This window comes from Aquicoccus porphyridii (assembly GCF_008369105.1).
GTDB classification, from domain to species: Bacteria; Pseudomonadota; Alphaproteobacteria; order Rhodobacterales; family Rhodobacteraceae; genus Aquicoccus; species Aquicoccus porphyridii.
This window is the reverse complement of sequence record NZ_VINQ01000006.1, coordinates 129,337-146,342: the sequence shown is the minus strand read 5'-3', so window position 1 is coordinate 146,342 and position 17,006 is coordinate 129,337. Positions and strand designations below refer to the sequence as shown.

16 protein-coding genes are annotated in these 17,006 nt (G+C 64.9%); 5 read left to right on the top strand and 11 right to left on the bottom strand.

Annotated features, from left to right (window positions below; genetic code table 11):
* Positions 1-3 precede the first annotated feature (3 nt).
* The 4 genes from FLO80_RS10415 to FLO80_RS10400 form a co-directional block, all read right to left on the bottom strand.
* On the bottom strand, positions 4-636 hold the full coding sequence (locus tag FLO80_RS10415; protein ID WP_111368103.1) for a CDP-alcohol phosphatidyltransferase family protein: 633 nt from the start codon (positions 634-636) through the stop codon (positions 4-6).
* A 278-nt stretch (positions 637-914) separates the two neighbouring features.
* Positions 915-2,291 carry an amidase family protein gene (locus FLO80_RS10410; protein WP_111368100.1) on the bottom strand — a complete coding sequence of 459 codons (1,377 nt, stop codon included), beginning with the start codon at positions 2,289-2,291 and terminating at the stop codon, positions 915-917.
* A 214-nt stretch (positions 2,292-2,505) separates the two neighbouring features.
* Entirely contained in the window at positions 2,506-3,150 is a 645-nt protein-coding gene (locus FLO80_RS10405) for a sugar transferase (protein ID WP_111368207.1), read from the bottom strand.
* A complete protein-coding gene (locus FLO80_RS10400) occupies positions 3,147-4,022 on the bottom strand; it encodes an NAD-dependent epimerase/dehydratase family protein (RefSeq protein WP_146611059.1) in 876 nt (291 codons plus the stop codon). Before FLO80_RS10400 ends, FLO80_RS10405 begins: the two co-directional genes overlap by 4 nt.
* A 134-nt stretch (positions 4,023-4,156) precedes the next feature.
* Here FLO80_RS10400 and FLO80_RS10395 point away from each other — a divergent pair, with 134 nt between their 5' ends.
* On the top strand, positions 4,157-5,224 hold the full coding sequence (locus FLO80_RS10395) for a polysaccharide biosynthesis/export family protein (RefSeq protein ID WP_111368094.1): 1,068 nt from the start codon (positions 4,157-4,159) through the stop codon (positions 5,222-5,224).
* 31 nt (positions 5,225-5,255) lie between these two features.
* On the opposite strand, the gene FLO80_RS10390 is transcribed toward FLO80_RS10395, so the two are convergent.
* The 6 genes from FLO80_RS10390 to trhO all read right to left on the bottom strand — a co-directional run bounded on the left by FLO80_RS10390 (position 5,256) and on the right by trhO (position 10,862).
* On the bottom strand, positions 5,256-6,047 hold the full coding sequence (locus tag FLO80_RS10390) for an ABC transporter permease (protein WP_111368091.1): 792 nt from the start codon (positions 6,045-6,047) through the stop codon (positions 5,256-5,258).
* Positions 6,040-6,807, bottom strand: coding sequence for an ABC transporter ATP-binding protein (locus FLO80_RS10385; RefSeq protein WP_111368088.1), 768 nt, complete (start codon positions 6,805-6,807; stop codon positions 6,040-6,042). The genes FLO80_RS10390 and FLO80_RS10385 overlap by 8 nt, the downstream gene beginning before the upstream one ends.
* A gap of 52 nt (positions 6,808-6,859) precedes the next feature.
* The gene (locus FLO80_RS10380; protein WP_111368085.1) at positions 6,860-7,876 is read right to left on the bottom strand and encodes an ABC transporter substrate-binding protein; all 1,017 of its coding nucleotides are present in this window, start codon (positions 7,874-7,876) and stop codon (positions 6,860-6,862) included.
* Positions 7,877-7,953: 77 nt separating this feature from the next.
* Positions 7,954-8,919 (bottom strand): Gfo/Idh/MocA family protein, encoded by a 966-nt coding sequence (locus FLO80_RS10375; protein WP_111368082.1) that lies wholly within the window; start codon positions 8,917-8,919, stop codon positions 7,954-7,956.
* Positions 8,916-9,881: an acetamidase/formamidase family protein gene (locus FLO80_RS10370; RefSeq protein WP_111368080.1), complete on the bottom strand. Its 966-nt coding sequence runs from the start codon at positions 9,879-9,881 to the stop codon at positions 8,916-8,918. Before FLO80_RS10370 ends, FLO80_RS10375 begins: the two co-directional genes overlap by 4 nt.
* 75 nt (positions 9,882-9,956) lie before the next feature.
* Positions 9,957-10,862 carry an oxygen-dependent tRNA uridine(34) hydroxylase TrhO gene (trhO, locus tag FLO80_RS10365; RefSeq protein WP_111368077.1) on the bottom strand — a complete coding sequence of 302 codons (906 nt, stop codon included), beginning with the start codon at positions 10,860-10,862 and terminating at the stop codon, positions 9,957-9,959.
* 98 nt (positions 10,863-10,960) lie between these two features.
* On the opposite strand from trhO, the gene pncA reads away from it, so the two are divergent.
* The 4 genes from pncA to leuB all read left to right on the top strand — a co-directional run bounded on the left by pncA (position 10,961) and on the right by leuB (position 16,723).
* Positions 10,961-11,557, top strand: a complete 597-nt coding sequence (gene pncA, locus FLO80_RS10360; protein WP_111368075.1) for a bifunctional nicotinamidase/pyrazinamidase — start codon at positions 10,961-10,963, stop codon at positions 11,555-11,557.
* A gap of 81 nt (positions 11,558-11,638) precedes the next feature.
* On the top strand, positions 11,639-13,888 hold the full coding sequence (locus FLO80_RS10355) for a PAS domain-containing hybrid sensor histidine kinase/response regulator (RefSeq protein ID WP_246156647.1): 2,250 nt from the start codon (positions 11,639-11,641) through the stop codon (positions 13,886-13,888).
* A 29-nt stretch (positions 13,889-13,917) separates the two neighbouring features.
* Positions 13,918-15,216, top strand: a complete 1,299-nt coding sequence (gene pncB / locus FLO80_RS10350) for a nicotinate phosphoribosyltransferase (RefSeq protein ID WP_111368073.1) — start codon at positions 13,918-13,920, stop codon at positions 15,214-15,216.
* A gap of 403 nt (positions 15,217-15,619) precedes the next feature.
* The gene (gene leuB / locus FLO80_RS10345; RefSeq protein ID WP_111368071.1) at positions 15,620-16,723 is read left to right on the top strand and encodes a 3-isopropylmalate dehydrogenase; all 1,104 of its coding nucleotides are present in this window, start codon (positions 15,620-15,622) and stop codon (positions 16,721-16,723) included.
* Positions 16,724-16,759: 36 nt separating this feature from the next.
* Here leuB and FLO80_RS10340 read toward each other — a convergent pair whose 3' ends face one another.
* Positions 16,760-17,005: a MoaD/ThiS family protein gene (locus FLO80_RS10340; protein ID WP_111368068.1), complete on the bottom strand. Its 246-nt coding sequence runs from the start codon at positions 17,003-17,005 to the stop codon at positions 16,760-16,762.
* Between the last annotated feature and the right edge of the window lies 1 nt (position 17,006).

Here is a 17,006-nt window from a genome sequence, read left to right as displayed (position 1 = left end):
GGCTCAGTCTCGAACGGATGTCTTGTCGGCAGTGCCGAGCGCGATCCAGCCCTGCCGCCACCGCGTCAGCGTGGTGAGCGCACAGGCGACGGCAAAGATATAGGCGAACACCGGAAAATGCGCCGGGAAAAGGCAGATCACGATGAAAAACGCGATGGTTTCGAACCCCTCGGTCAACCCGCCAAGGTAATAGATCCCCTTGGTCGGATAGGCCGGGGCCGGGCGGCCCTCCCTGGCGGCCACGGCGGCAAAGGCCAGAAAGGATGACCCCGTGCCCACGAAGGCCGCGATCAGAACCGCCGCGGGCAGGGCATTCACGTCCGGCGCACCCAGCGCGAACCCCAGCGGCACCAGCGCATAAAACACGAAATCCAGCGCGATATCGAGAAACGCGCCTCGCTCCGACGGCCCGGTGATCCGCGCCACCGCCCCGTCAAGCCCGTCCATAAGCCGGTTGAGCAGGATCGCCACCAGCGCCGCGCCATGACATCCGAACGCCAGCAGCGGCAGCGCCAGAACCCCGATCCCGAAACCGCCAAGCGTGATCGCATCGGGCGACACGCCAAGCCGCGCCAACACCTTTGCCGGCGGGTGCAGCAAACGGCGCTGCATCGGCAGGATCACCGCGTCGATCATCCCCGCCCCTGGCTCCGGTCGCTCTTGCGCAAATGTCTCACCCTGTTTCGTTGGTCCGGGGCCTCTTGCCCGGTTGCGCGCCACAGTAGGGCGCGGGGCTATGACGGTCCATTCACAAATCCCTGTCGGTTTCGTGAGACCTGTTGCAAGCAGGTCAGGCGGCGCCTGCCTCACGGTCGCAAGATGAGTATTTTCGGCAAGATGAAGGGGACAGGACGCGCCCCGTCTCTTTCTTGGGAAAAATACTCAAAATCCCCGCATCGAAGCGCGCGCAGGCCTCAGACCACGGGCACCACCCCGCCGATCACCTCGCCCGCATCCAACAGCAGATCCTCGCGCCAGGCATTGGCGATAAGCTGCACCCCGACCGGCAGGCCGCGCGCATCGCCGGTCGTGACCGTGAGGCCCGGAAGGGCCAGGAACGGGAGGGCGATCTGGCTCATCTGCGCCTCGGCGATGGTCTCGAAATCGGCCTGGCTCTTCACGTCGCGCAGATCCTCGAACGGCAATTCGCCCGACACCGGGCAAAGCATCACCGGGTAGTCGCTCAGAAACGCGCGCCATGCCCGGATCAGCCGCGCCCGCGATTGCAGCACGTCCATCACCCGGGCGAGATCGGCGGCGGGCGTCATCGCTTCGAGGAAGCCATGCACCGCGATCGCGTCCGGGTCGCCCTCCTTGCGCACGGCCTCGCTCGCGCCGCGCCGCATTTCCGAAAGCCACATGACGAGTTGCAACTCCATCGCCTCGCGCATCGGCGGTGGCGACACCTCGTCCACCTGCCATCCCGCCGCGCGGAACGTTTCGGCGGCGCGGCGCAGCGCCTCTTCGATCTCGGGCGCGACCGGCATCTCGTCATGCGTCACGCAAAGTGCCATGCGCCGGGGCACATCCGGCCCGCGCAGGGGCATCTGCGAATACCACGGATCGCGCAGATCGGGCGCGGCCATCGCCGTCAGCGCCAGCCGCAGATCGGGGATTGAGCGCGCCAACGGCCCCGACACCGCCATGAGCTGTGCCCCGATATGGCGGTCCGGCCCGCTGTCGTTATGCGCCGGCACCCGCCCGTGTGACGGGCGTAGCCCGTGAATGCCGCAGGCATAGGCCGGGTAACGCACCGACCCGGCAATATCCGTGCCATGGCCGACGGCGCACATCCCCGAGACGACGGCCGCCGCTGCGCCCCCAGACGATCCACCCGGCGTGCGCCCCGGCGCGCGCGGATTGGTGGTGTGGCCATGCAGTGAATTGCGCGTGAACCAGCGCAGCGAAAACGCCGGCGTGTTGGTCCGCCCCACGATCACCGCGCCCGCCTTGCGCAGGTTCGACACCACCGGGCTGTCGCTCTCTGCGATCAGGTTCTCCTGAAGCCTGAGCCCGTTGGTGGTGGCATGGCCCTTCTGGTCGACATTGACCTTGATCGTCACCGGCACCCCGGCCAGCGGCCCGGGGTCTTGCCCCGCCGCCAATGCGCTGTCGACCGCATCCGCCGCCGTCCGCGCCTCGTCGTCACAGCGCGCCACGATGGCGTTGCAGCCCGGGTTGGCCGCTCCGATCCGGTCGAGAATCGCCTCGGTCAGATCGCGCGCGCTGAGGTCACCGCCCTTGACCCGCGCCGCCATCTCGCTCGCCGTCAGCGACCAGAGTTCCGCCATGCCCCGTCCCCTTCATTTTTCCTTGGATATGTCGCGCCAGACTGTCACGCGCCGCGCGCCGGGGGCAAGCCCCGGGGCGATATGTCCTTGCGTCGGTGTTGCGGGGGGGCGGCGTTTCGCCGTGCGCCCGGTTAACCCCGCGCCATCGCCCGTCCCCGGCAGCCGGGGAGCAGCCGCGCGGCAGCCGGAAGTCACCCCCCCGATTCGGGGCGCGTTAACCCTCGGCAGATTGCCGCCGCCGCCGCGCCGTCCGCAACGGCAGGCGCCGAAATACCGTCGCCACCATCAGCCGCAGATCATAGCAGATATTGCGGTTGCGGGCATAGATCAGGTCAAGCCGCGCCTTGGCCGGAACGCAGCGGCGGGTATAGACCGCCTCGGTCTCTTCGGGGGTCTTGCACTCGGCCAGAAGCCGCTCCTCGGTGCGGAAATAGGCCAGCGTCGCCAACCCCGTCACCCCCGGGCGCGATTTCAGAACCTCGCCATAGAGCTCCGGAAACTGCTCGACATAGTGGCGCAGCGGAGGGCGTGGTCCGACGAAGCTGATATCGCCTCGTAATATGTTGAAAAGCTGTGGTAATTCGTCAAGCCGCGTGTGCCGCAGAACCCGCCCGGTCGGCGTGATCCGGGCGATCTTGTCGCCGCCCGACACCCCGCTGTCCTGCCGGGTAACCGTCATGGTGCGGAACTTCCACAGCATGAAAGGCCGGTCCGGGGCCTTCATCCGCTCGGCGACATAAAACACGGGCCGCCCCTCGCGAAGCAGAATCCAGAGCGCGATTCCCGCGATGAACGGCGCCAGAAGCACGGCCAGCACGAGCGCCAGCACGATATCGAGGCCCCGCTTGGCCGGGGTCACGCCGCACTCTCCCCATCGCACCATTCGTCGACCAGCGAAGCGGCGCTTTCCTCCGGCAACTCGGTCAGCCGCTCCAACCGCCCGGTATCGAGCCACACCAGCGGCGCCGCCCCCTCGGGCGCCGTCCGCCAGTCGACGCCACACCCTGCCGCCCGGGCGATGGCCTCCATCGAAAGCGGGGGCTGGGTGGCGACATTGAGGATCATCGGCACGGGGTCAATCGGACAATCCAGAAGAGTTTCAATGGCTTGGGCCAGGCCTCGCACCGAGATGTAGCTGCGTGACGGACCCTCGCCGCTTGCGAACCAGTCCAGCGTGACGCGGCGCGCGCCGTTCTGGATCGTGGTGAAAAGCGCGTCGGCCCCGGACATGTTCGCGATCCGCATGATCACGGCCCCGGGCCCGCCCGGATGTTCCGCGCACCAGTCGGCAATGGCCTGTTCCATGTCCAGCTTGGCCCGGCCATAGGCGTTGATATCGCCCCCCGCTGCGTCCTCGCCCAGTGGTTCGGGGCCGGGCACGTAGACCGCAGCCGACGAACAATGCAGCACTCGCTCGGCCCCCAGAATCGCGGCAAGCTCCATCGCCCGGATCGCCAGCGTGGTATTTTCCGCCATGTCACTCGGCGTCGCACCGCTTGTTCGTGGCGTCACACCCCACAGGGCAAGAACCGCCCCGATCGACGATAGCGCCGCTGGCGCGGGTTCACCCGGCTGCCATCTTATTCCGTTCGCGGGCGGATTTTCCCTGTATTGCCAAGTAGTTGACCATCCGTCTGGCCCACCCGCCTGCCAGTGTCGCATCAACATTCGACCCAGATTTCCGCTCGCGCCCAGAACCAGAAGCCCGCGTTGTTGCGTTGTCCCTGTCACGTTTCCCACTCATTGCCGCATGACGGTATTAATCGTTGTCTCACCCAGCATATAGCATGTAAGACAGGTGCAACACCTACCAATGGCACCCGGGGGGTTCTTTGCGGATTTCGTCAAAGCTCGTTCTTGTCTTCATGGCCCTGTTCATTCTGACCGGTTGCGCCATGCCGCGCGGTGCGGCGATGGTGTCCGAGGTCGTCAACGAGAAAGACAAGGAAAACCCCAGCTTCCAGGTGGTCGAGGTCACGCGCGATGCGCTCCCTGAGATTGCAACATGGCCGAAAACGGGATGGAGCGGGGAATACCGGTGGCTGCCTGCCAAGAACGCTCCCAGCGCCCCGGTCATCCGCAACGGCGACCGCATCGGCCTTATCATCTGGGACAGCCAGGAAAATTCGCTTCTGACGTCACCGTCCGAGAAATCGGTGAACATGGTTGATCTCGTCGTATCGCCCAGCGGCACGGTTTTCGTGCCTTATCTCGGCGATGTCGTCGTGACGGGAATGACGCCTGATACCGCGCGCCAACAGATACAGGATGCAATCCTGCCCATTGCGCCCGATGCGCAGGTGCAGATCACCCATGCGTCAGGGCAGGCCAACTCGGCCGATCTGGTCAGTGGCGTAGCCAATCCCGGAACCTATCCCCTGGCCGGTCGCGATGTCAGCATCCTGAGCCTCATTGCACAGGGAGGCGGCATTTCGAGCGAGCTGCGCAACCCGCTGGTGCGGTTGATCCGGGCGGATCAGACCTATGAAATCCGGGCCGAGAGCCTGTTTGCCGATGCAGCCATGAACGTGCTGGTGCGCGGCAATGACAAGGTGCTTGTCGAAGAGGACAATCGCTATTTCACCGCGCTTGGCGCCACCGGAACCGAACAGTTGGTCTATTTCGAGAAGGAAGAGATCACCGCGCTCGAGGCGATGTCGATCATTGGCGGGCTGTCAGACAGCCGTGCCAATCCCAAGGGCGTGCTCGTGCTGCGCGATTACACCGAGGAACAAGTCGATCCCGAGGGTCCGACCATGCAGCAGGTTGTGTTCACCTTCGACTTGACGAGTGCCGACGGGCTTTTCGCCGCGCGCAAGTTTCAGGTGAACCCGAAGGATACCGTTCTGGCCACCGAGTCGCCGGTGACGACGGTGCGCACCGTCACAAGCCTTCTGGGGTCGGTCGTCGGTCTGACCACCACGGTCCAATAACTGATCACGCCATGCGGGCGAGATGTCGGGTTCACCCCCGCCAGCGCAACAGCCGCTTTTCGATCATCGTGATGGCGGACGAAACGATCACGCCGAGGGCCGACAGGATCACCACCCCGGCAAACAGCCGTTCAAGATCGTAAAGCGATCCGGCTTCGAGGATATAGGCCCCGATGCCGTATTCCGCGCCCAGCATCTCGGCCGCGACCAGCAGGATGATGGCGATGGCAAGACTGATCCGCAGCCCCGACAGGATGCCGGGCATGGCACCGGGCAGCACGATCTTGCGCACGATCGACCACCATGTCAGGCCGAAACTCTGCCCCATACGGATCAGAGTCCGGTCGACATTGTCGACCGCGCCATAGGTTGCCACCACCGTGGGCGTGAAGGTACCAAAGGCGATGAGCGCATATTTCGACCCCTCGTCGATGCCGAACCAGATCACGAACAGCGGCAAAAGCGCGATCTTCGGAATCGGGAACAGCGCCGCGACCACCGGCACCAGACCGGCCCGGACATAGGAAAAAAGCCCGATCAGCACCCCCACGGACACTCCAACCGACACCCCCAGCACGGCCCCGACCGCCAGCCGCGACAGCGACGGTGAGAGATGCTTGAAAAGCAGCCCCGACTGCCAAAGCTCACCGAACGTGGCCAACACATCCGACGGGCGCGGTAGGGTGAGGTTGGAAATCCACCCCGTGCGCGTGCCCCATTCGGCAATCGCGATCAGCAGGACAAACACGATCAACCCGACCCAGCGGCGCACCTGCGGGCGGAACCCTCCGCCCCGGAAAGGAACCGGGCGAATCTCAGACATTGGCCAACTCCGCATCTGCCGCCCGTGCCTCGTCGCGCATCAGGTGCCAAAGCTGTTGTTGCTTGGCCGCCAGCACCGGGTCGGACATGTCGCGCGCCTCAAGCGGGGCGTCGATCTCGATCATCTCGCGGATCGCACCCGGACGGCGGGACAGCACCACGATGGCATGACCGAGCCGCACCGCCTCGGCCAGGTTGTGTGTGACATAGACGGCGGTAAAGGGCGCGCGCGTCCAAAGCCCGATCAGGTCATCCATCAACAACTCGCGGGTCTGCGCATCCAGCGCCGACAACGGCTCGTCGAGCAGCATCACCGCCGGGTTGACGGCCAGCGCCCGGGCAATCGCCACCCGTTGCTTCATGCCGCCCGACAATTGCCGGGGCAGGGCGCCTGCGAAATCCGCAAGCCCGGTGCGTGCCAGCACATCGGCCACGATCTCGCGTATCCGGCCCCGACCCAGCCGGTGATCCTCAAGCGCCAGCGCGATATTGCCCTCGACCGACCGCCACGGCAGCAGCGCGAAATCCTGAAACACGTATGTAAGCGGGTTGAGACACCCCTCGGGCGGCGCACCCACCTGCAATATGTCGCCCGCATCGGGCTGTTCCAGCCCGCCCATCATCCGCAACAGGGTCGACTTGCCACAGCCCGACGGGCCAATGATGCAAACGATCTTCCCTTCGGGAATGGTCAGGGTGATGTCACGCAAGACCTCGGTGCCACCATAGGCGTGGCTCACGTTCTTCAACCGCAATTCCATGGATATTCCGCCGGTTTGGCACGGCCCCGCACAGGGGCCGCGCCGTGATGTTTCAGCCCATCGTCTTGACGTAGGACGTATCGACAAGCTGGTCGATACTCACGTCGCCGACCAGCCCTTCGGACTTGAACCAGTCGAGCTGATCCCTGACCGACGCCATGTTGAGCGCCGCACCGGGGTTGAGGCGCATCGTGCCGTTGATGATCGACGGCGCCGCCTTGTCCAGCGGGCGGTCGGTATAGACGTAGTTGTGGATCAGCGCGACCATCTCGTTCACGCCGTCCTCGCCGCCCGCCTTGTCGATCATGGCGCTGTTGTAATCATCCACCCCTTTTGAGAACCCGGCAAGGAAGGCGCGGGTCATCTCGCCCTCGTCCTGCGCGTTTTGGGTCGAGGTAAAGACCGTCGTGACCTGGTAATCCGGGATGTAATCCGACACGTCGCCGATGATATGCACCGCGCCCGACCCGGCCAGCGGCTTGGCGATATGCGGCACGATCGACCAGGCGTCGATCTGCCCGGTTTTCAGCGCGCCGATGACGGCGCCCACCTTTTGCAGCGGCTTGAAGCTCATCGTGGCCCCCTCGGCGGCGGCGATCTTGGACCCCATGTAGTGAAACGACGATCCGGCCGTCGTCATCCCGAACGACTTGCCATCGAGCTGCGCAGGGCTGGTCAGCCCGGCTTGGTAAGCGGCGTCCGAGGCCAGGATCTTTTGTCCATCAATGCCCGGCTCTTCCGAAAGCCCGCCACCGATCACCTTGATCGCGCCCTTGTCGGCCAGCGAGATGAGGCCCCCGGAAATCGCCGTGACCGCGTAGTCGACATCCCCGCTGGCAATCGCCACGGCCATCGGCTGTGCGGCCTGGAAGAACTTCAATTCGACATCAAGGCCGGCCTCGGCGAAATAGCCGCGATCCACGCCGATGAAGCTCGCCGAATGCGAGGTAAAGCGCAGCGCGCCGACGGTGATCTTGCGGTTCTGTGAAATCGCGGGCGTGGCCAGCGTGCCTGCGGCCGTCGCGGCTCCCATCAGGCCCAGCGCGTGGCGGCGGTTCATGGTGGTCATGGTATCTCCCCTTTTTCTCATGTCTCCCCCGCCACGTTAATCACCAATGCACCGTGGGCGGAAGGGCAAACCGGGCGTCACCCGCCATTCGCGGCCAGCATCGCCTCGACCAGTTTCTGCACGCGCAGCGCCTCTTGCGGCGTGGCAAGGCGGCTGGCCTTGCCGTCGATCGTCACCAGCAGATCATCCAGTTGCGCCCTGATCGCACCACCGCGCGGGTCTACGCCGCCGTGATCCACGGGTTCGAACGCGCCACCATCCGAGACCGTATCGGCATAGAAATCGGTGATCCGGTGGCTGGCCTTCGTTCCCTTGATGGTCAGTTCCTGCCGGTCGGGCTGCGCCCCGCCGACGCTGGCCATCACCGTGACGGGTAGCCCTTCGGCGTTCTCCAGACGCGCCAGCATGTGGGTTTCGCAAAGCGCCGGATCGTCGGGATAGGACGGGTGCGCCCATGTCAATGTCAAAGGCCCAAGGATGCGTTCCGAGAAGAACAGGAAATGCGAGATCACCTCGCGCGTCATCCCGCCCTCGTCACGGAACCGCAGCCAGTCGGCGGCCTGCTGCCACGCACGCGGCCACGCGCCATAACTCACGACAATGTCTACCCCCGCAAGATCGCCCATCGCACCCGTTCGCGCGGCCTCGGCCACGGCGCGCATCGCCGGGCCTGCGGCTTGGGTGAAATTCACCGCCACCGGCACGCCCGACGCGGCAAGCCGCGCAACCAGATCCTCGCTCGCCGCGATATCCACGCCCAGCGGCTTTTCAAGGAACACCGCCTTGCCCGCCGCCGCCGTCATCAGCGCAAGCGCCTTGCGCGGTTCCGGCGGGCAGGCCAGATAGACCAGATCCGCCCCCGCGATCGCCGCCTCCGCACTCTCTGCGATCACCGCTCCCGGCGCCAATGCGCGCGCCGTCGCACAGGCCGCCGCATCAGGGTCCCACAGGAACGCCGGGTCATAACCCTCATGCGCGATCATGTGTTCGAGCATCCGGCGCCCCATGATCCCCAGCCCGACAATCGCGGTCCTGACCGTCATCCTCTTTCCCTCTCATCCTGCCCTGTCTCAAGCAATGCACGCGCCATCATCATGTGCACGCCCTTCTGGCCGTTCACCGTCTGCGTGATCCGCAGATCGCCGGCCAGCGAACACAGCATATAGGCGTCCTCGCGGCTCAGCCCCGTTTGGGCGACGATCCAGCCGATCATGTCGCGCAGCGCCACCTCGGCACAGCGGTCGAGGTCTTCATGCAGCCCCATGGTGATCAGATGCGTGGGCGTCTCGGCGCGTGGCAGGTCAAGCTGCATGTCCGCGTGCAGGCTCAGGCGAAACCGCCCCGTTAGCGCGGTCTCGATCGCGGTGACGCACACCTCGCCATCGCCCTGCGCGCCATGCCCGTCGCCGCACCAGAACATCGCCCCCGCGACATGCACCGGCAGGAACAGCGTCGTGCCCGCCACCAACTCGCGGTTGTCGATATTGCCGCCATGGGCGCGCGGCTGGATGGTCGAGATGCGCCCCCATCCGGGCGGCGGCGCCACCCCCATCACGCCAAAGAATGGCCTGAGCGGCAGATCGAGCCCCCAGGGCATCCGCCCCACCATCGCCTTGTCGTCGAGCGGAATGATCTCGATCCGCTTGCGCTCGAACTCACCGGGCAGGGTGCCCATCAGCGGATGGATCAGGTTCCAGCCCCAATCCTGCCTGAGCGCGACATCCAGGATATCGACCTGCAACACATGCCCCGGCCGCGCGCCCCGCACCGCCACCGGCCCGGTCAGGATATGACCCGGCAACATCCGCTCGGACCGCGCGTGAATCTCCCACAATTCGGGCGGCACATGGAAACCGGCATCCTTGTCCGGCACATGATCCGGCCCGCCCGAAACCGTCTCGATCACCACCTCTTCGCCACTGTCGATCTCAAGCGCGGCAGAGAGGCTCGCATCGAAATAGCCCCAGGCGCATGTGTCAGGGCTGGCGGTCAGGCGATGTGTCATGGTCCGGCTCCGGCTTGATCGGTGATGCGACGCGCAGTTGACATCATCCGGCGCCGGGGGAAAAGGCCCAAAACCTCAGGCGCTGCGCAGATGCTCTTCGCCGCGCGCCTCGGCCAGGCGGATCTGTTTCTGCCTTTCGCGGAACCGCGCCTTGTCGGCCTCTAACGTTTCGTTCACGCAATGGTGACAACTCACGCCGTCCTCGTATTCGGGGCGCACCCTGTCTTCGGGCAGGATCGGGCGTCGGCAGGCATGGCACAGCACGTGCGGCCCTTCCTTCAACCCGTGGCCCACCGAAACCCGCCCGTCAAAAACGAAACAGTCGCCTTCCCATGTGCTGTCTTCCTCGGGCACCTCTTCGAGGTATTTGAGGATCCCCCCCTTGAGGTGAAACACGTCCTCAACCCCCTGGCTCAAAAGCCAGTTGGTCGATTTCTCGCACCTGATTCCGCCGGTGCAGAACATCGCGATCCGCTTGTTGTGGAACCGGTCCTTGTTGGCCTCCCACCACGCGGGGAAATCTCGGAAACTCTCGGTCCCGGGGTCCACCGCGCCGCGAAACGTGCCGATCGCGACCTCGTAATCGTTGCGCGTGTCGATCACCGCGACATCGGGCGCAAGGATCAACTCGTTCCAGTCCTCGGGTTCGACATAGCGGCCCACCTTGCATGTAGGGTCGACATCTGGCTGCCCCATCGTCACGATCTCGCGCTTGAGCCGCACTTTTATCCGCCGAAACGGCTGTTCCGCGGCGGGGCTGTCTTTCCATGCAATGTCATCGCATCCCGGCAGGGCGCGGATATGGGCGAGAACCCGGTCGAGCCCGGACAGCGTGCCCGCGATCGTCCCGTTGATCCCCTCTTGGGCCAGCAACAGCGACCCGGTGATCCCGTTTTCCTCGCAAAGTTGCAACAGCGGCCCGCGCAACGCGGCCGGGTCGTCGAAACGGGCGAAATGATAGAGGGCGCGGCATGTGAACATGCCCGCCGATTTACGCCCGAAACCCGCGTCTCGCAAGGGCGCGGTTGACCGCGCCCCGGCTTGCGGCCAGTCTCGGGCGCACAGCGAAAGGACGACCCATGACCCATGCCCTGATCGTGATCGACATGCAGAACGATTTCTGCCCCGGCGGTGCGCTCGCCGTGGCGGGCGGCGACGTGATCGTGCCCGGCATCAACGCCCTGATGCGCGAGTTCGACATTGTTGTCCTGACTCAGGATTGGCACCCTTTGGGCCATTCCTCCTTCGCCTCGTCGCATCCCGGCAAGGCCCCGTTCGAGACGACCGACATGCCCTATGGCACACAGGTGCTCTGGCCCGATCACTGTGTTCAGGGCAGCCACGGTGCCGCCTTTCACCCCGGGCTCGAAACCGATCCCGCCATGCTCATCCAGCGCAAGGGCATGAACCCGGATCTCGACAGCTATTCGGCCTTTTTCGAAAACGATCAAAGCACCCCCACCGGCCTCGAAGGTTGGCTGCGCACGCGCGGCATCGACAGCCTCACCCTTGTCGGCCTCGCCACCGATTTCTGCGTCGCGTGGTCGGCACTCGACGCCGCGCGGCTGGGCTTTGGCGTGACGGTCCGGCGCGACCTGTGCCGGGCCATCGACCTCGACGGCTCGCTGGCCGTGGCCGAAACCCAGATGACGCACGCGGGCGTCACCCTCGCCTGACAGCGGGCATTGCGGGTTTCTTAACCCATCGCGCGCTAGGCTCCCGCCGGGTATCGGCAACAGGGAACCGGCGGAAAACCGATGACAGCGGCGATCCAGGACATCAGGGCGCGGCTCGACGCATTCGATACGCGCCACGCGCCGACGGGCCTGTTCCTGCGCTATGCCCATGGGCGAGTGGCGCATTTCTGGGGGCGTCAGGTGATGACGCTCCTGGGCAGCCTGGCACTCCTATTTCTGGCCGGGCCTGTGTTCGGGCTGATGGCCGTGGTCATGGCTCTGGCGGGGGAAATCGTCGATTGCGGCCTGTTGCGCGCCGTGCCCGGCCTGCTGAAGCGCGGCGTCAATCCGGCCCGCCTGTCGCGCCTCGCGATCCTGAGCGCCGGGTTCCAGGCCGCGACCATCGGCGCCTGTATCGTGCTGGCATGGCATGGCGTGCCCGATGATGCCGCGACAGCCTTTGCCATGGCGTTTGCGGCGGGCGCCGCGATCAATGCCGGCCTCGTCCTGCCATTTCACCGGCATGCTGCGCTGGTGCGGTTGGTCATCTATGCCGCAACCATGGCGGGGTTGTTCCTGTCCGAGATACTGACCCTGGGGCACCTGTCGCAACGCGCACTCTTCGATCTGATCGCAACCGGCATCATGGGCTATGCGATCCACATCTTCCTCGGCTTCGTCACTTCGGGTCATAGGCGGCACACAAGCAACAGCCGCGAGTTGCTCGTGCAGAGTCTCGATCTTGCCCGCGCCAACACCCACCTCAAGGATCAGCAACGCGAGGCCCGCAACCTGTCGCTGGTCGCCCGCCATGCCAATGACAGCGTGATCATGGCCGAACCCGACGGGTGCATCTTCTGGGTGAACGAGGCATTTACCCGGATCACCGGCTATTCCCTGCAAGAGGCGCGCGGGCTGCGACCGTCCGAGCTTCTGAACGCGCCAGACACCGATCTCGCGGTCAGCGATGGCGTCGCCGCCGCCGTGACGGCCGGGCGCGCCCACCGGGCCGAGATTCTCAACCAGCGCAAGGATGGCGGCCTCATCTGGATCGAAACCAACATCGTGCCGGTCCTCGATGAGGCCGGCGCGGTGGAAATGGTCATCTCGATCGAGCGGGATATTTCATCGGCCAAGACCCACGAGGCCGAACTCGCCAAGGCCAAGATCGCCGCCGAGAAGGGCGAACGTGCCAAGGCGAGCTTTCTCGCCACGATGAGCCACGAGATACGCACGCCCATGAACGGCATCATCGGCATGGCCGACCTTCTGGCCGAGGCCCCGCTTGATTCAGGGAATCGGCATTACGTCCAGACCATCCGCCAATCGGCCAACGCGCTCTTGCGGATCATCAACGACATCCTCGAGTTTTCCAGGCTCGATGCGGGCAAGCCGGTGCTGCATGCCAATGTCTTTGCCCCCGCTGACTGTATCGGTGAGGCGCTGGCCATTCTCAAGCCGCAGGCACGGGCCAAGGGGCTGACTCTCGATCTCCTGATCGGCGGGGCGCTGCCCGACCGGGTGACGGGTGATGACGGGCGGCTCAGGCAGATCCTGATCAACATCGTCGGCAACGCGATCAAGTTCACACCGCGCGGCGGTGTCACCATCCGGGCGTCCGCCCGCCGCGAGGGCGATGGCCACGAGTTCCGCTTCGAGATCGAGGATACCGGCATCGGCATCGCCCCCGACCGGGTCGCGCATGTGTTCGACGAATTCGAACAGGCCGACACCGCCACCACGCGGCAATTCGGCGGCACCGGGCTCGGCTTGTCGATCTCGCGCCTGCTGGCACGCGAGATGGGCGGCGACATCACCCTCACCTCGACCCTTGGACAGGGGTCATGCTTTACCGTCACCCTGCACATGGCCACCGCCCCCGACGCGACGCAACGGCCACCGGCACCGCCCGAGCAACCGCCCGACTTCGCCCACCGTGTCGTTCTCGTGGCCGAGGACAACCGCACCAACCGTCTCCTCGTGCGGAAATACCTCGAAGATACGCCGCTCACCCTGCTCTTTGCCGAAAACGGGCGCGAGGCGGTCGAGATGACCCGCCGCCACCGCCCCGACATCGTGCTGATGGACATGTCCATGCCCGAGATGGACGGGCTCACCGCCACCCGCGCGATCCGCGACGATGCCCCGGCCCAGCCCCGTATCGTCGCACTCACCGCCAATGCCTTCGCCTCGGATCGCGCCGCCTGTCTGGCCGCGGGCATGAACGGCTTTCTTACCAAACCCCTGCGCAAGGACGACCTCTTGCGCGTCCTTGCCCAATCCACCGCGCCCGCGCCTTTCCCCTTTCCGCCCCCTGCCGATCTGTCCTAGAACGGTCCGACACCTGCAACCAAAGGGGGATGCACGCCTTGGACATCGCCACCCGCGTCTGGAACCACAAATGGAAGATCGACCCGATCGTGCGCTCGCTGATCGACAACGACTTCTACAAGCTGCTGATGTGCCAGTCGGTCTTTCACAACAAGCCCGACACGCAGGTCGCCTTCTCGCTCATCAACCGCTCGAAATCCGTCCGCCTGGCCGAGTTGATCGACGAGGGCGAGTTGCGCGAACAGCTCGACCATATCCGCTCGCTCTCGCTTACCCGGGGCGAATCGACTTTCCTGCGCGGCAACACCTTCTATGGCAAGCGCCAGATGTTCAGCCCCGAATTCATGACATGGTTCGAGAACCTGCGCCTGCCCCCCTACCACCTCGAGAAACGCGACGGTCAGTTCGAGCTCACCTTCGAAGGCACATGGGCCGAGGTCACGCTCTGGGAAATCCCCGCCCTTGCCGTGCTGATGGAACTGCGCGGCCGCGCCGTGCTCGACCGCATGGGCCGGTTCGAGCTTCAGGTGCTCTATGCCCGCGCCCTCACCAAGCTGTGGGAAAAGATCGAACGCCTGCGCGGAATCGAGGGTCTCAGGATCGCCGATTTCGGCACCCGCCGCCGCCATTCCTATCTCTGGCAGGATCGCTGCGTGCAGGCCATGATCGAGGGGCTTGGCAACGCCTTCGTCGGCACCTCGAATTGCCACATCGCCATGAAACGCGACATCGAGGCGATTGGCACCAACGCCCACGAACTGCCCATGGTCTATGCCGCCCTCGCCGACAGCGACGCGGAACTCGCGCGCGCGCCCTATGACGTGCTCTCCGACTGGCATCGCGACCACGACGGCAATTTGCGCATCATCCTGCCCGACACCTACGGCACCAAGGGCTTTCTCGACCGCGCGCCCGACTGGCTCACCCAATGGACCGGCATTCGCATCGACTCGGGCGATCCCGCCAAGGGCGCCGAGATCGCCATCGACTGGTGGAAAAGCCGCGGCGAAGACCCGCGCGAGAAACTGGTGATCTTCTCCGACGGGCTCGACGTCGAAAAGATCATCGAGCTGCACAAGCGCTTCACCGGTCGGGTCAAGGTCTCCTTCGGCTGGGGCACGCTGCTCACCAACGATTTCCGCGGCTTGACCCCCGAGGATTCCCTCGCCCCCTTCTCCATGGTCTGCAAGGCCGTCTCCGCCGAGGGCCGCCCCACGGTCAAGCTCTCCGACAACCCCCGCAAGGCGATGGGCCCCGAGGATGAGATCACCCGGTATAAACGGGTGTTCGGGGTGGGGGAACAGGAAGCGATGGAGGTTGTGGTTTAACACCTGCCTGACGTCATCCACCCCTGACAGGAGGGCATGCGCCCGCCCGGGCCGCAAGCGACCCGGGCAGAGTGCATCCAATCAAGCGCAACGCGCCTGCAAGTCCCGCAAACCGCTCCCGCGCACTGTCACGGTTGCGCACCATGACCTCACCGCCCGTCGCTTATATCCTTGTCTCCCCGCATGCTCCGGCACGAAAGTGTTAACGGCCATGGGCCTCGTCGGGCGGCAGCCGGGCGGTGTACGGATATCAGCCGGAGATCACCCCCCCGATTTCGGGGTGTTGCGTGCGAACGTAAACGCGCCGCGCGCTCTCGGGGTGGGGCGGTCGCGCCGCTTTCTTGACCATCGGCGCGCATGGCTTTAGTCCGGGCGGGACGGATGTTTCCAAAGGACGGACCCCATGAGCAACCCCTCGCTTCTCATTCTCCCCGGTGACGGTATCGGCCCCGAAGTCATGGCCGAGGTTTCCAAGGTAATTCAATGGCTTGGCGACAAGCGTGGCATGAAATTCGACGTGAGCGAGGACTTGGTGGGGGGCTGTGCCTATGACAAGCACGGGGTTCCCCTGCACGACGACACGATGGCCAAGGCGCAGGAAGTGGACGCGGTTCTGCTGGGCGCCGTGGGCGGGCCGAAATACGACAATCTCGATTTCAGCGTGAAACCCGAACGCGGCCTCCTGCGCCTCCGCAAGGAAATGGACCTCTTCGCCAACCTCCGCCCCGCACAATGTTTCGACGCGCTGGCCGACTTCTCGTCGTTGAAAAAAGACGTGGTGGCGGGGCTTGATATCATGATCGTGCGCGAGTTGACGAGCGGGGTCTATTTCGGCGAGCCACGTGGCATTTTCGAGGAAGGCAACGAGCGGGTGGGGATCAATACCCAGCGTTATACAGAGAGCGAGATCGACCGGGTGGCGCGTTCGGCCTTCGAATTGGCCATGAAGCGCAACCGCAAGCTTTGTTCCATGGAAAAGGCCAATGTCATGGAATCGGGTATCTTGTGGCGCGAGGTGGTGACAGAGGTAGGCAAGGATTATCCGGATGTCGAGTTGAGCCACATGTATGCCGACGCGGGCGCGATGCAACTGACCCGCTGGCCCAAGCAATTCGACGTGATCGTAACCGACAACCTGTTCGGCGATCTGCTTTCCGATCTGGCGGCGATGCTGACCGGGTCGCTCGGGATGTTGCCCTCGGCCAGCCTTGGTTCGCCGATGGAGAACGGTCGCCCGAAGGCGCTCTACGAGCCGGTGCATGGTAGCGCGCCGGATATTGCGGGCCAGGGCAAAGCCAACCCGATCGCCTGTATCCTTAGCTTTGCCATGGCGTTGCGCTATTCCTTCGATGCGGGCAATGAGGCGGAACGGCTGGAGCAGGCGGTCAATGCGGTTCTGGCCGATGGTCTGCGTACCGCCGATCTGTTGGGTGAGGAAGGTGTGCAGCCGGTCTCGACCAGCGAGATGGGCGATGCGATCGTCGCCAAACTCGAGGCATCACTCTGATCCAAAAGAGCCACACCCACCGGGCGTTTGGCGTTATCAGCCGCCGACCAGCCGGTTGAGCAGGACCACCTCGCTTTCCTCCGAAATCGGGGTGGCCCATGTGTCGTTATAGATTTTACCGTCGATCGAGACGGAAACACCGCGTTCAAGCTGGGGTTTGAGCGCGGGATAGGCACGAACCAGACCGTCGAGAAGCTGCCGCAGGTTGGCGGCTTCGATCTCGACGGTCTGCTGGCCGTCCGCGAGCTCGGCCAGCGAGCCCCAGAGCCGGACGGCCACCATC

Coding starts and splice junctions, on each gene's coding strand:
- FLO80_RS10415 (WP_111368103.1), bottom strand. CDS start 636: ATGATCGACGCGGTGATCCTGCCGATGCAGCGCCGTTTGCTGCACCCG.
- FLO80_RS10410 (WP_111368100.1), bottom strand. CDS start 2,291: ATGGCGGAACTCTGGTCGCTGACGGCGAGCGAGATGGCGGCGCGGGTC.
- FLO80_RS10395 (WP_111368094.1), top strand. CDS start 4,157: ATGGCCCTGTTCATTCTGACCGGTTGCGCCATGCCGCGCGGTGCGGCG.
- FLO80_RS10390 (WP_111368091.1), bottom strand. CDS start 6,047: ATGTCTGAGATTCGCCCGGTTCCTTTCCGGGGCGGAGGGTTCCGCCCG.
- FLO80_RS10385 (WP_111368088.1), bottom strand. CDS start 6,807: ATGGAATTGCGGTTGAAGAACGTGAGCCACGCCTATGGTGGCACCGAG.
- FLO80_RS10380 (WP_111368085.1), bottom strand. CDS start 7,876: ATGACCACCATGAACCGCCGCCACGCGCTGGGCCTGATGGGAGCCGCG.
- FLO80_RS10375 (WP_111368082.1), bottom strand. CDS start 8,919: ATGACGGTCAGGACCGCGATTGTCGGGCTGGGGATCATGGGGCGCCGG.
- FLO80_RS10370 (WP_111368080.1), bottom strand. CDS start 9,881: ATGACACATCGCCTGACCGCCAGCCCTGACACATGCGCCTGGGGCTAT.
- trhO (WP_111368077.1), bottom strand. CDS start 10,862: ATGTTCACATGCCGCGCCCTCTATCATTTCGCCCGTTTCGACGACCCG.
- pncA (WP_111368075.1), top strand. CDS start 10,961: ATGACCCATGCCCTGATCGTGATCGACATGCAGAACGATTTCTGCCCC.
- FLO80_RS10355 (WP_246156647.1), top strand. CDS start 11,639: ATGACAGCGGCGATCCAGGACATCAGGGCGCGGCTCGACGCATTCGAT.
- pncB (WP_111368073.1), top strand. CDS start 13,918: ATGCACGCCTTGGACATCGCCACCCGCGTCTGGAACCACAAATGGAAG.
- leuB (WP_111368071.1), top strand. CDS start 15,620: ATGAGCAACCCCTCGCTTCTCATTCTCCCCGGTGACGGTATCGGCCCC.
- FLO80_RS10340 (WP_111368068.1), bottom strand. CDS start 17,005: ATGGTGGCCGTCCGGCTCTGGGGCTCGCTGGCCGAGCTCGCGGACGGC.